Annotated in this window: 9 protein-coding genes; 3 read left to right on the top strand and 6 right to left on the bottom strand. The window is 66.0% G+C overall.

Annotation, left to right across the window (positions count from 1 at the left end; genetic code table 11):
- The first annotated feature begins 238 nt into the window (after positions 1-238).
- Entirely contained in the window at positions 239-1,339 is a 1,101-nt protein-coding gene (locus tag PKKP23_RS14855; protein WP_126877459.1) for an AI-2E family transporter, read from the top strand.
- Between the two features lie 134 nt (positions 1,340-1,473).
- On the opposite strand, the gene PKKP23_RS14850 is transcribed toward PKKP23_RS14855, so the two are convergent.
- Both PKKP23_RS14850 and PKKP23_RS14845 read right to left on the bottom strand, forming a co-directional pair.
- Positions 1,474-2,268, bottom strand: a complete 795-nt coding sequence (locus PKKP23_RS14850) for an alpha/beta hydrolase (protein ID WP_126877458.1) — start codon at positions 2,266-2,268, stop codon at positions 1,474-1,476.
- A gap of 220 nt (positions 2,269-2,488) precedes the next feature.
- On the bottom strand, positions 2,489-3,589 hold the full coding sequence (locus PKKP23_RS14845; RefSeq protein WP_017776008.1) for an OpgC domain-containing protein: 1,101 nt from the start codon (positions 3,587-3,589) through the stop codon (positions 2,489-2,491).
- Between the two features lie 527 nt (positions 3,590-4,116).
- Here PKKP23_RS14845 and PKKP23_RS14840 point away from each other — a divergent pair.
- Both PKKP23_RS14840 and PKKP23_RS14835 read left to right on the top strand, forming a co-directional pair.
- Complete coding sequence (locus PKKP23_RS14840; protein WP_126877457.1) at positions 4,117-5,277, top strand: porin; 1,161 nt, start codon at positions 4,117-4,119, stop codon at positions 5,275-5,277.
- A gap of 500 nt (positions 5,278-5,777) precedes the next feature.
- Positions 5,778-6,599: a peptidoglycan DD-metalloendopeptidase family protein gene (locus tag PKKP23_RS14835; RefSeq protein ID WP_126877456.1), complete on the top strand. Its 822-nt coding sequence runs from the start codon at positions 5,778-5,780 to the stop codon at positions 6,597-6,599.
- Between the two features lie 286 nt (positions 6,600-6,885).
- On the opposite strand, the gene prpF is transcribed toward PKKP23_RS14835, so the two are convergent.
- From prpF to prpB, 4 genes are all read right to left on the bottom strand, one after another.
- Entirely contained in the window at positions 6,886-8,082 is a 1,197-nt protein-coding gene (gene prpF / locus PKKP23_RS14830; RefSeq protein ID WP_126877455.1) for a 2-methylaconitate cis-trans isomerase PrpF, read from the bottom strand.
- 31 nt (positions 8,083-8,113) lie between these two features.
- The gene (gene acnD / locus PKKP23_RS14825) at positions 8,114-10,711 is read right to left on the bottom strand and encodes a Fe/S-dependent 2-methylisocitrate dehydratase AcnD (RefSeq protein ID WP_126877454.1); all 2,598 of its coding nucleotides are present in this window, start codon (positions 10,709-10,711) and stop codon (positions 8,114-8,116) included.
- A 162-nt stretch (positions 10,712-10,873) separates the two neighbouring features.
- The gene (gene prpC / locus PKKP23_RS14820; RefSeq protein ID WP_126877453.1) at positions 10,874-12,040 is read right to left on the bottom strand and encodes a bifunctional 2-methylcitrate synthase/citrate synthase; all 1,167 of its coding nucleotides are present in this window, start codon (positions 12,038-12,040) and stop codon (positions 10,874-10,876) included.
- Between the two features lie 28 nt (positions 12,041-12,068).
- The gene (prpB, locus tag PKKP23_RS14815) at positions 12,069-12,959 is read right to left on the bottom strand and encodes a methylisocitrate lyase (protein ID WP_017776015.1); all 891 of its coding nucleotides are present in this window, start codon (positions 12,957-12,959) and stop codon (positions 12,069-12,071) included.
- Positions 12,960-13,168: the final 209 nt, after the last annotated feature.

The raw sequence follows: 13,168 nt of genomic DNA, 5'->3' as shown, positions 1-13,168 counted from the left end.
GAATGGGGTTCCGCGGGCGTCGGCTGCGATATCTAACATTTTTGCAACGCAGTGTTGTCCTACGCGCGACGACCTGGACCCAATCTTTGCGGTGTCTTGCGCTCAGTTGCGGCTGTCCGCCCGCGTCGGATGCCTCATGGCGGGGCACGGTGCGCCTTGTCTTAAGATTGAGGCTTTTGGCGGTCGGGCGGCCCGCGCGTGTGCAGGCGCCGCTCTGCCGCCCGGTGCCCGAGGTTACATGAACCCGCATTCGCCTGCTCCCAAACTCACCACCCAGCAACAGACCCAGCGCGCCGCGGCCGCTGTCCTCTATACGGCGCTGGTGCTCCTCGCGCTGTGGATGGTCCGCGAGTTCATTCCCGCCGTGGCCTGGGCGGGTGTCATCGCCATCGCTTTGTGGCCGGCCTTTCGCGGCATCGAAAGCCGCCGCTGGTTCAAGGGACGCACGACGCTGATCGCGGCGCTGCTGACGCTCGCCGTCGGCCTGCTCGTGCTTTTGCCGGTGGCGTTGGGCATTGCGCAGGCGGCCGGCGAGGCGCATAGCCTGATCGGCTGGGTTCGTAGCGTGCAGGAAACGGGCGTGCCGGTGCCGGATTTCGTGACGCACCTGCCGTTCGGCGGCCGCCAGCTGACCGACTGGTGGCAGGCCAATCTCGCCCAGCCGCTCGGCGCGTCGCCCGCCATGAAGGATCTGCACGGCAACGCCGTGGTGGCGTTCGGCCAGCGCTTCGGGCTGCGCGCGGCCCACGCGCTGTTGCATTTCGTCTTTACGCTGCTGACCGTGTTTGTGATCTTCCAGGCGGGGCCGCGCCTCTCGGGCACGCTCCTGCGCGGCGCCGAACGCGCTTTCGGCCAGCGCGGCGTCGAACTCGCGCAACGCATGGGCGCCGCGGTGCGCGGGACGGTGAGCGGGCTCGTGGTGGTTGGACTGGGTGAAGGCGTGCTGCTCGGCGCCGGCTACGCGATGGCCGGGGTGCCGCACGCGGCGCTGCTCGGCGCCGTAACCGCGGTCGCCGCGATGCTCCCGTTCTGCGCGCCCATCGTGTTCTGCGGCGTGGCGCTGTGGCTGGCCCTCGTGCCGGGTGCGACGGTGGCCGCGTTCGCGCTTGCCGCCGCCGGTTTCGTCATCACCTTCGTGGCCGACCATTTCGTGCGGCCCGTCCTGATCGGCAACTCCTCGCGCCTGCCGTTCCTGCTGGTGCTGTTCGGCATTCTGGGCGGGGCGGGGACGTTCGGGCTGCTGGGTATCTTCATCGGGCCGGCGCTCATGACCATCCTCATGGTGCTGTGGGACGAGTGGCTGCAGCCGGGCAGCGGCGAGACGGCGGCGAGGCGGTGAGGTGGTGAGGCTCGGGTGGGGCTGGTATAGCGGGCAGGGTGGGCAGGGCGGCCGGGATTTTTCGGCACTGGCCGCCTGCGCTCCTCACCGCCGCCGGGCTGCTGCGCCGCTGCGCCGCGATATGGCCGGCGCCTTCAGCGCACGCAGTCGAGCGTATAGGTGAGCGCCGCCGGCAACAGATCGCGCCACACGTTCCAGGTATGCCCGCCATCGACAATCCTCAGGGCCGCCGGATTGTTCGCGAGCCGCAGCCGCGTGTACAGCTGCGACGCCTCCGCCTGGATCACGAGATCGCCGTCGCCTGAGGCGATGAACATCGGCACGTGCCACGGCTTCGCCATATAGGCCTGCCACAGCGCCGGGTAGTTGAGCGCGTGCCAGATGTGCGGGTCGAACTGCCGGTCGCCGAACACGCCGACATAGCGCGCGGCCGACGAGAGCGGCGGCTCGTTCGAATAGACCGCGGGAGACAGCAGCAGCGCGCCGCAGAAGCGCTCGGGCTGCTCCAGGGTATAGCGCAGCGCGCCGAAGCCGCCCATCGACACCCCGCCGATGGCGCGCCCGTTGCGCTGGTTCGACACCGCGTAGCGCCGCTCGATCTCGGGCAGCAGGTCGTCGAAGAACGCGCTTTCGATTTTTTCCTTGCGGTCCACGTACCAGTCCGTGCCGCCCTGCGGCATCACGATCACCACCGGCACAATGGCGTGGCGCTCGATCAGCGCGTCCGCCGTGGCCTGCAGCCGGCCCTGGGTGACCCAGTCCATCGCGTTGCCGTTGTTCCCATGCAGCAGATAGAGCACGGGGTAGTGGCCCGCGTCGTTGCGGTACCCCGTCGGCAGATAGACGACGTACGACCAGTCGCGTGCCAGCGCGGGCGAGTAGAAGGTCGCGGTCGATACTGTGCTGGCCTGCGCGGACGTAGCCTGCATGGCCGCAGCGGCGCCCAGGGAAAGCACAACAGACAGCAGAACGGACCGAAAGACAGGACGGAGAAGTCGGCGCATCGAAGGCAAGGGCAAGAAAAGCCGCGCAGGGCTCGCGCTGTGTGGGCCTCCATGCTAGCAGGCGGCCGCGGGCAGGCCGTCGCGTAACTAGCCTGCGGCGTTCGCTATTCCGGCCACGGCGCCGGATGAATCGCGTCAGCCGTCGCTATGCCGTCGTCTTCACCCGCACCGTGAGCACACGCGTGATCGGCTCCGAACTCTTCGCGACGAGAAGCAGCGTGCCGATGGCGATGGCATCGGCGGCAAGGCCCAGCGGGTAGTTGAGGTAGCCCTCCGTGAGCTTGAAGAGCAGCGAGTCGACCACGAGCGAAATCGCCGTGCCGCACACGAAGCACAGCAGGCCTTTGCGCCCCACGAGGCCGATCCACGGTAACGCCCGCGCCACCTTCCTGACCCAGCCGGCTTCGACAAGTCCTGCCGCGAGCCAGGCAATCGCGATGAAGTTGCCGAGGCGGAACCACGCCAGGTTCTGCTTGAAGCTGCCGTCGGGCGGGGTGGTCTCCACGCCGAGCCGGTACCAGGCGGCAACCACGAACGCCACGCCCGCGGCCACGGTGACGAGCCAGCCCAGACGATGGGCGCTCACGCGCTGATAGATGGGCTGGCACTTCGCGAGCACGCCCAGCACGAAGAGCAGTTGCCAGGCGAGTGGATTGAAGTCCCATTGGACGTCTTCGGCGTGAGGCAGCCAGTCCGCCGCGTAAGGCGCCGCGGCCCACAGCACGATGCTGCCCACGAGCAGCACCACCGGCCGGCGCCGGGCGAGCGGCAGCATCGCGGGAACGGCGAGCGCGAACAGCGCGTACATGGGCAGCACGCCCGCGAGGTAGGGCTGACGGCGCATCAGCAGGATGTCGGCCAGTGCGGAGAGCGGCGTGGCGGCGAGTTCCTCGATGTCGGCGGTGGTTACGTTGGGCGCGTCGATGCCGAGCATCAGCATCACGGCCGAGACCACCAGCATGAGCGCGGCTGTGACGAGAAACGCGCGATAGATCTCGAACGCGCGGCGCAGGAAACGCTGGCGCGCCGCGGACTCGGTGCGGCGCGCCACAAGCGCGCCATAGGCCACGGCCGTCGCGTAGCCGCCGAGAAACACGAACACTTCGGCGGCATCGCACAGGGCATAGGCGTGCAGCGTGAACCGCGAGAGGATGCTGCCGCCGATATGGTCGACGACGATCACGAGCAGTACGAGCCCGCGGAAAAAATCCAGTTCGACAAGGCGCGAAGACGCGGAAGCTTGCATGGGCATTCAGGGCAACAGCAACGTGCGCGACGCAGACAGCCGGACGTCACGCGAGAGAAAGCGGAAGCGATGCCGGCGAAAGGGGATGCAAGAACGCGGTTCGACGGCACGGCGACGGACGGCGCCATCCGCATGGGACGACCCCGAAGATTAGGGATGACCCTGGGGTGCGTGCAGAGTTCCGTAAAAGGTGAGAGGAATGGCCGTCTTGATGTTACGAATGGTTGAGGTTGCCCAGCATCCCGCCGAACTGCGCCCGACATGCGCCCGACATGCGGCCGAACCGCGGCCGAAACAGGGCAGACAGTCAATCTGCCGGATTGATGCACCGGGCGTGGGCATTTAGCAACGATTTCGTCACGGGCAGCGCCCGCTAATAGACGAGCCCAATTCGGCGTGCAACGATCATTTCCGCTATCTCGCCCGGTTTGATGGCCGCTTCAAGACGGCCCGGCGGGCGACATAAAGACAACAAGTTTCTGAAAGCAGTACGTCAGAACCAATAGCAAAAGGGAACGGAGATATCCATGAAAAAACAGGTCATCGCGCTTGCCGTATCCACTGCCTTCGCCGCTTTCGCGGCGCCCGCATTTGCCCAGAGCAGCGTGACGCTGTACGGGGTGATCGACGAAGGCTTCAATTACACGAGCAACTCGGGCGGCCACTCGGCGTATCAGCTCGAGAGCGGCTATGCCCAGGGCAGCCGATGGGGCCTGAAGGGCGCGGAAGATCTGGGCGGCGGCCTCAAGGCGATCTTCACGCTGGAAAACGGGTTTGACGTGAACTCGGGCCGTCTCGGCCAGGGCGGCCGGATGTTCGGGCGCCAGGCCTTCGTCGGCCTGACCTCCAGCCAGTACGGTACGGTCACGCTGGGCCGCCAGTACGACTCGCTGGTCGATTACCTTGCGCAGACCACGGCAAACGGCAACTGGGGCGGCTACCTGCTCTCGCACCCGTACGACAACGACAACACGGACAACTCGTTCCGCGTCAACAACACCGTCAAGTACGCGAGCCCGGACATCTCCGGCTTCCAGTTCGGCGGCACGTACAGCTTCAGCAACTCGACGAACTTCGCGAACAATCGCCAGTACAGCCTGGGGGCTCAGTACGCGAACGGCGGCCTGCTCGTTGCGGCCGCCTACCTGCAGGCCAACAATCCGGGCACGACGTCGGGCGGCGCGATTGCCGGCCCCGGCGACGACGAGAACTTCGACTCGAGGCGCCTGCGCATCTTCGGCGGTGGCGTCAACTACACGTTCGGGCCCGCGACGGTCGGCTTCGCGTACACGAACACCAACGTGACGCAACCGGTCAGTTCGGCCTACGTCGGCTCGATTGCGTTGCCGTCGGGCGAGAACCCGTCGTCGCTCAAGTACCAGAACTTCGAAGTGAACGGCAAGTACCAGCTGACGCCGTCGTTCTTCGTGGGCGCGCAGTACGTCTACACGCTGTCGAAGTTCGATGCCTCGACGGGCAACCCCGAGCCCAAGTACCACACGTTCGGCCTGATGGCGGACTACAACCTGTCGAAGCGCACCGACGTCTATCTGCAGGGCGCCTACCAGAAGGTGGCTGGCGACCGGACCGGCACGATCCTCGACGACGCCTATATTCCGGGTTCGGCCGGCGTGTCGTCGTCGCAGCATCAGTTCGCGTTCCGCGCGGCGATCCGCCACAAGTTCTAAATCCAAAGGGTGCTGTTCCGGCGCGCGGTAGGCGCGCCGCGCCCCTGTTCGTACCTGGCCCGTTGTTTGCCGGCTTGCCTTGCAGGCCGTGCGGCAGCGGGTTTTTCGTTTCCCGCGCGGGAAGCAATTCCGCCGTCGGCATATGTCGTTTGAAACGCCTCTCCCGAACGACGCTCCAGCCTCAAGTTGCGCCACCCTTTGCCGTTATGTCGCGTTATATCGCGTTATAGGGCGCGCCTTTTCCGACGATGCCGAGCCGCTCAGAAAGCGCATTCAGCTTGATCAGGGTCGATAAACATTTGTATCAGAGTGTTTGAAACGCCCCGTCGACTGTCATGTGCATTTTACAATGTTGCGTAACTTTGGGGTCATATCAGGCCATTTTGTGCAATTTTGACAGCAGAAGCGCCGCATTTCTTGCATAGCGAGACAGCGGGTGCGGGCGCCGCGTCCAGAAGGCGTGGCAACTGCGGACATTTCGAGCAGGAGTCAAGCGAGAGATGGCGAGAAGTCGTTTCAACAGTTTCTACCGGACGAGAGCGGGCCTGGCCGGCGTATGGGTAGCGGTCGTGCTGGCCGGGTGCGCGGCGAATCCCGAGCAGCCCACCGTGGTGCCGGATCCGGTGGCGTCGGGCACGGGTGCAACACCCGGTGCGACGACGTCGGATGCTGCCGCGGACGCAGGCCAGGGGGCGGCCGGTGCAGGCGCGACAACCGTTGTGACGAAGACGGTTTTCTACAAGGTGCGTCGCGGTGACACCTTGCAGCGTGTTGCGCAGAGCCATGGATGTCCCGTGAAAGACCTCGCAGCGTGGAACCGGCTGAAGCCGTCCAGCCGCATCAAGCCTGGCCAGACGCTGCGTATCGTGTCGCGCCGGACCGTACCGGTTCAGGCGAAGGGCGGCGTGGATACGCACGGTGTTGCTTCAGCGATTTCGCGTCACGCCTCGGCCGTGTCGCTCGCGTGGCCTGCACAGGGGCAGGTGGTGGAGTCGTTCCAGCCCGGCGAGAACCGGGGCATCGAGATCGGCGGCAAGGAAGGCGATCCCGTGCGTGCTGCCGCCGACGGCAAGGTGATGTTCGCGGGCACCGGTCTCAACGAATACGGCAGTCTCATCATCGTCCAGCACAACAAGGACTTTCTGACGGCTTACTCCCATAGCCGCCGGCTGCTCGTGAAGACGGGCGACATCGTGCGCCAGGGCCAGCAGATCGCCGAGATGGGGGCCGACAACCGCTCACGCGCCGCCGTGCTGTTCGAAGTGCGTCGAGATGGCAAGCCGGTGGACCCGATGGCGTATTTGCGTAGTCAGAACGGGTGAATGGTCCCCTGACATAGTTGCCTCTGGAGTTGTGCAACGAAGTGCGTCGCCCAAGCGACCGCTTGCAGCTCCAAATGGAGTGAGCGTTCAGCGGTTACGCGGAAAATAGAGCATTCGCGCGTTGGTTTCGTATCGATTCCGCCGGCCGTATTAGCGTCCCACTCGCAGTGGAAATTTTGTCGCACGTCGAACGCGAAAAGCGCCCAGTGCAGCGCGCACGCGATGCCCGGCAATCCGAACCAGGGCGAGCCCGAAAGCTCGCCGTGCGCTGCGTGAAAACTGCGCCCTACACCGTAGCGTCTGGCCCCGGCACCCGCACCCAACCCTCCATCAGCACGCGGGCGCTGCGGCTCATCACCGCCTTGGTGACTTTCCACTCGCCGTCGATCTGCGTCGCTTCCGCTCCAACGCGCAAGGTGCCGGACGGGTGACCGAAGCGCACCGCCTCGCGCGGGCCGCCGCCCGCCGCCAGATTCACGAGCGTGCCAGGAATCGCAGCTGCCGTGCCGATAGCCACGGCAGCCGTACCCATCATCGCGTGGTGCAGTTTGCCCATTGAGAGCGCCCGCACCAGCAGATCGACGTCGCCTGCCGCGACGCGTTTGCCGCTCGACGCCACGTAGTCCGCCGGCTTCGCCACGAACGCCACTTTCGGCGTGTGCTGACGCGTGGCGATCTCGTCCAGTTGCTTGATGAGACCCATGCGCAGCGCGCCGTGCGCGCGGATCGTCTCGAACATTGCGAGGGCCTTCGGGTCGCCGTTGATGGCGTCCTGCAACTCGGTGCCCGTGTAGCCGATCGCCTCGGCATTGACGAAGATGGTCGGAATGCCGGCATTGATCATGGTCGCCTTGAGCGTGCCGACGCCCGGCACCTCGAGGTCGTCCACGAGGTGGCCGGTGGGGAACATCGCGCCGCCGGCGCCTTCTTCCTCGGCAGCCGGGTCCATGAATTCGAGCTGGACCTCGGCCGCGGGGAACGTCACGCCGTCCAGTTCGAAGTCGCCGGTCTCCTGCACGGCGCCTGCCGTCATGGGCACGTGCGCGACGATGGTCTTGCCGATGTTGGCTTGCCAGATGCGCACGACCGCCACGCCGTCATGCGGAATGCGGCTCGAATCGATGAGTCCGTTCGCAATCGCGAACGGACCCACGGCGGCCGAAAGATTGCCGCAGTTGCCGCTCCAGTCGACGAACGCGCGGTCGATGGCAACCTGGCCGAACAGGTAATCCACGTCGTGATCGGGCCGACTGCTCTTCGCCACGATCACGGTTTTGCTGGTGCTCGACGTCGCACCGCCCATGCCGTCGATCTGCTTGCCGTACGGGTCGGGGCTGCCGATCACGCGCAACAGCAGCGCGTCGCGTGCCGCGCCCGGCACGCGGGCGGCTTCGGGCAGGTCTTCGAGGCGAAAGAACACGCCTTTGCTGGTGCCGCCGCGCATGTACGTGGCGGGAATGCGGATCTGGGGCAGATGAGCCATGGTGATGTCGTTTCCCTTTTTTCCGTCTCGTTCAGACCGCCGCTTTCGACTGCGCGAGGAAGTCCTGCGCAAAGCGTTGCAGCACGCCGCCCGCATCGTAGATCGACACTTCCTCGGCCGTATCGAGCCGGCAGGTGACGGGCACTTCGACGCGCTCGCCATTGCGGCGATGAATGACGAGCGTGAGATCCGCGCGCGGCTTGCGCTCGCCGATCACGTCGAACGTTTCAGTGCCGTCGATGCCGAGCGTTTGCCGGTTCACGCCGGCCTTGAACTCGAGCGGCAGCACGCCCATGCCGATCAGGTTGGTGCGGTGAATACGCTCGAAGCCCTCGGCCACGATCGCTTCCACGCCCGCCAGCCGCACGCCTTTCGCAGCCCAGTCGCGCGACGAGCCCTGGCCGTAGTCCGCGCCCGCCACGATGATGAGCGGCTGCCGGCGCTCCATGTAGGTCTCGATGGCTTCCCACATCCGCACGACCTTGCCTTCCGGCTCGATGCGCGCGAGCGATCCCTTTTTCACGCTGCCGTCCACCACGGCCATTTCGTTGACGAGCGTGGGGTTCGCAAACGTCGCGCGCTGCGCTGTGAGGTGGTCGCCGCGGTGCGTCGCGTACGAATTGAAGTCCTCTTCGGGCAGGCCCATTTTCGTGAGGTATTCGCCCGCGGCGCTGTTGGCGAGAATCGCGTTCGAGGGCGACAGGTGGTCTGTCGTGATGTTGTCGCCGAGCACGGCGAGCGGCCGCAGCCCTTGCAGCGTGCGCACGCCGGCAAGCGCGCCTTCCCAGTAAGGCGGCCGGCGGATGTACGTGCTTTGCGGACGCCAGTCGTAGAGCGGGCTGATCGGCTCGGCGCTTGCGGCGGTGGCGGCGAACATGGGTTCGTAGACGCGGCGGAACTGCTCGGGCTTCACGCTCTGCGCGACGATCGCATCGATCTCTTCGTCGGACGGCCAGATGTCCTTGAGATAGACCGGCTCGCCCTGCGGACCGGTGCCGAGCACGTCGCGCTCGATGTCGAAGCGGATCGTGCCCGCAATCGCGTAGGCCACCACGAGCGGAGGCGAGGCGAGGAACGCCTGCTTCGCGTACGGATGAATGCGGCCGTCGAAGTTGCGGTTGCCGGAGAGTACCGCGGTGGCGTACAGGTCGCGCTCCACGATCTCTTTCTGGATGACGGGATCGAGCGCGCCCGACATGCCGTTGCACGTCGTGCATGCGAACGCCACGATGCCGAAGCCGAGCTTTTCGAGGTCCGGCAGGAGCCCGGCGTCTTCCAGATAAAGCTCGACCGCCTTCGATCCCGGCGCGAGCGAACTCTTGACCCACGGCTTGCGCGTGAGCCCGCGAGCGTTCGCGTTACGCGCGAGCAGCGCAGCGGCAATCACGTTGCGCGGATTGCTGGTGTTCGTGCAGCTGGTGATCGCGGCGATGATCACGGCGCCATCGGGCATCTGGCCCGGCACGTTTTCCCATTTGCCCGCGATGCCGCGCTCGGCGAGCGCCGACGTGGGCAGGCGCCGGTGCGGGTTCGACGGCCCCGCCATGTTGCGCACCACGCTCGAAAGATCGAACTTCAGCACGCGCTCGTACTGCGCGTGGGCAAGCGAATCGGCCCACAGGCCCGCGGCTTTCGCGTAGGTCTCGACGAGCTGCACCTGGGCGTCGTCGCGGCCCGTCAGGCGCAGATAGTCGAGGGTCTGGCTGTCGATGAAGAACATCGCCGCCGTGGCGCCGTATTCGGGCGCCATGTTGGAGATGGTCGCGCGGTCGCCGAGCGTGAGCGTCGAGGCGCCTTCGCCGCGGAACTCCAGATACGCGCCAACCACCTTTTCCTTGCGCAGGAATTCGGTGAGCGCGAGCACGATGTCGGTGGCCGTGATGCCGGGTTGCCGACGGCCTGTCAGCTCGACGCCGACGATGTCGGGCAGCCGCATCCACGACGCGCGGCCCAGCATCACGTTCTCGGCCTCCAGCCCGCCCACGCCGATGGCGATCACGCCCAGCGCATCGACGTGCGGCGTGTGGCTGTCGGTGCCGACGCAGGTGTCGGGGTAGGCCACGCCGTCGCTCACCTGGACCACCGGCGACATCTTCTCCAGATTGATCTGATGCATGATCCCGTTGCCCGGCGGAATCACGTCGACGTTGCGGAAGGCCCGTTTCGTCCAGTTGATGAAGTCGAAGCGGTCTTCGTTGCGGCGATCTTCAATCGCGCGGTTTTTCGCGAACGCGTCAGGGTCGAAGCCCGCGCATTCCACGGCCAGCGAGTGATCGACGATCAGCTGCACCGGTACGACCGGGTTCACCTGAGCCGGGTCGCCACCCTGCGAGGCGATGGCATCGCGCAGGCCCGCCAGATCGACGAGTGCGGTCTGACCCAGAATGTCGTGACAGACCACGCGCGCCGGGAACCACGGAAAGTCGCGATCGCGGCGGCGCTCGATCAACTGTTTCAGCGATTCAGTGAGCGTGGCGGGGTCGCAGCGGCGCACGAGGTTTTCGGCGAGCACACGCGAGGTATAGGGCAGCGTGTCCCACGCGCCGGGCTGGATCGCCTCGACGGCGGCGCGCGCATCGAAGTAGTCCAGCCGGGTGCCGGGCAGGGGTTTGCGATAAGCGGTATTCATGGCATTGCGGGGGCGGAAATGGTCGTCATGATCGGGGGCAGGGGCGCGGCGGGTCAATCGGCTGATCGGACGAGGTGCGGCGGAACCCACCTCGTCGCACAATCAATGCACAGGCGAGCGGCGTGGTAACGGAGTACGTTACACCGCCGCTCGCAAGGCGTCTCAGCGTTTCTCGATGGGCACGAACTTGAGGTTCTCCGGCCCCGTGTAATTCGCGCTGGGGCGGATGATCTTGTTGTCGATGCGCTGTTCGATGATGTGCGCGCTCCAGCCCGAGGTGCGCGAGATCACGAAGAGCGGCGTGAACATGGCCGTGGGCACGCCCATCATGTGATACGAGACCGCGCTGAACCAGTCGAGGTTGGGGAACATCTTCTTGGCGTCCCACATCACGCTTTCGAGCCGCTCGGCGATGTTAAAGAGCTTCATGTCGCCGGCTTCCTTCGAGAGCTTTTTCGCGACGTCCTTGATGACCTTGTTGCGCGGGTCCGAGATCGTGTAGACCGGGTGACCGAAGCCGATCACCACTTCGCGGTTCGCTACGCGCTGGCGGATGTCCGCCTCGGCCTCGTCGGGCGTCTGGTAGCGCGACTGGATCTCGTAGGCGACCTCGTTGGCGCCGCCGTGCTTCGGCCCGCGCAGCGCACCGATGGCGCCCGTGATGGCCGAGTACAGGTCCGAGCCCGTGCCCGCGATCACGCGGCCCGTGAACGTGGAGGCGTTGAACTCGTGCTCGGCGTAGAGGTTGAGCGACACGTGCATCGCGTCGACCCACGACTTGCGCGGCGCGGTGCCGTGCAGCAGGTGCAGGAAGTGGCCGCCGATGGAGTCGTCGTCGGTTTCCACCTCGATGCGCCGGCCGTTGTGCGAATAGTGGTACCAGTACAGCAGCATGGAGCCGAGCGAGGCCATCAGGCGGTCGGCGATGTCGCGCGCGCCAGGCACGTTGTGGTCGTCCTTCTCGGGCAGCACGGTGCCGAGCACGGAGACGCCGGTGCGCATGACGTCCATCGGATGCGCGGAGGCGGGAATCCACTCGAGCGCGGCCTTCAGGTTGGCGGGCAGGCCGCGCAGGGCCTTGAGTTTGGTCTTGTAGGCGGCGAGCTCGGCGGCGTTGGGCAGCTTGCCGTGCACGAGCAGGTGGGCGACTTCCTCGAATTCGCAGGCGCCGGCGATGTCGAGGATGTCGTAGCCGCGGTAGTGCAGGTCGTTGCCGGTGCGGCCCACGGTGCACAGGGCGGTATTGCCGGCGGTCACGCCCGAAAGTGCGACGGATTTCTTGGGCTTGAAGCCGCTGGCGGTTGCGGTGGTGTTGTCTGCTTCGCTCATGGTGTCGTCCTCAGTCTTTGTATGGGGGTTACTTTTTGCCGGCAAACAGCGCGTCGAGCTTCTGCTCGTACGCGTGATAGCCGAGATAGCGGTAGAGATCCTCGCGCGTCTGCATCGTCGGCACCGCGGCTTTTTGCGTGCCGTCGCGCTTCACGGTTTCGTAGAAGTTCAGCGCCGCTGCATTCATGGCGCGATACGCGCCGCAACAATAGAGCGCGATATCGACGTTCGCGTCGCGCAGTTCGTCCACGGTGAAGAAGGGCGTGCTGCCGAATTCCGTGAGGTTGGCGAGAATCGGTACCTTCACGGCGGCCTTGAAGCGGCGGTAGTCCTCGAGCGTTTTCATCGCTTCCGGAAAGATCATATCCGCGCCGGCTTCCACGTATGCAACGGCGCGCTCAATGGCCGCATCCAGCCCTTCGGCGGCGGCTGCATCGGTGCGGGCCATGATGACGAACTGGTCGTCGGTGCGGGCGTCCACGGCGGCTTTCACGCGGTCCACCATCTCTTCCTTGGGCACGCATTCCTTGCCCGGGCGGTGGCCGCAGCGCTTCTGCCCGACCTGATCTTCGAGGTGAACGGCGGCTACGCCGGCCTTGATGAACGAGCGGACGGTGCGCGCGATGTTGAAGGCGCCGCCCCAGCCCGTGTCGATGTCGACGAGGAGCGGCAGCGGTGTGGCGTCCGTGATGCGGCGAGCGTCGATGAGCACGTCGTCCATCGTGCTGATGCCCAGATCGGGTACGCCGAGCGAGTTGGCCGCAACGCCGCCGCCCGAGAGATAGAGGGCTTTGAAGCCTACCGCTTCGGCCATTTTTGCGGCGTAGGCGGTGATCGCGCCGACCACCTGCAGCGGCTGCTCGGTCGCGACGACCGCGCGGAAGCGGGCGCCCGCGCTGGCGAGGGATGCGTTGTTCATGGTTCGTCTCCTTGGGGGCGGCGCGTCGGCGCGCAATGAGGAATGAGCGGAGGGAACCGGCCTCGGCGCAGAAGAGCAAGCCGTACGAGCCGGTTCCGGCTGCCCAAGTACTGCAAGGACCGGGCCAATAGCGGGCCGAGCCCTATCCCGGGCGATAACCTGTTGATTCGGTGGGAAACTGCTCGAAGAGGCATGCGAGCCGGCACAGG

The sequence above is a fragment of the Paraburkholderia kururiensis JCM 10599 = LMG 19447 genome, from assembly GCF_003986935.1.
Taxonomy (GTDB): domain Bacteria; phylum Pseudomonadota; class Gammaproteobacteria; order Burkholderiales; family Burkholderiaceae; genus Paraburkholderia; species Paraburkholderia kururiensis.
This window is presented reverse-complemented; position numbering and strand designations above follow the sequence as displayed.

Excerpts from the sequence above, each read along its gene's own strand:
- PKKP23_RS14855 (WP_126877459.1), top strand. The coding sequence starts at position 239 with ATGAACCCGCATTCGCCTGCTCCCAAACTCACCACCCAGCAACAGACC.
- PKKP23_RS14850 (WP_126877458.1), bottom strand. The coding sequence starts at position 2,268 with ATGCAGGCTACGTCCGCGCAGGCCAGCACAGTATCGACCGCGACCTTC.
- PKKP23_RS14845 (WP_017776008.1), bottom strand. The coding sequence starts at position 3,589 with ATGCAAGCTTCCGCGTCTTCGCGCCTTGTCGAACTGGATTTTTTCCGC.
- PKKP23_RS14840 (WP_126877457.1), top strand. The coding sequence starts at position 4,117 with ATGAAAAAACAGGTCATCGCGCTTGCCGTATCCACTGCCTTCGCCGCT.
- PKKP23_RS14835 (WP_126877456.1), top strand. The coding sequence starts at position 5,778 with ATGGCGAGAAGTCGTTTCAACAGTTTCTACCGGACGAGAGCGGGCCTG.
- prpF (WP_126877455.1), bottom strand. The coding sequence starts at position 8,082 with ATGGCTCATCTGCCCCAGATCCGCATTCCCGCCACGTACATGCGCGGC.
- acnD (WP_126877454.1), bottom strand. The coding sequence starts at position 10,711 with ATGAATACCGCTTATCGCAAACCCCTGCCCGGCACCCGGCTGGACTAC.
- prpC (WP_126877453.1), bottom strand. The coding sequence starts at position 12,040 with ATGAGCGAAGCAGACAACACCACCGCAACCGCCAGCGGCTTCAAGCCC.
- prpB (WP_017776015.1), bottom strand. The coding sequence starts at position 12,959 with ATGAACAACGCATCCCTCGCCAGCGCGGGCGCCCGCTTCCGCGCGGTC.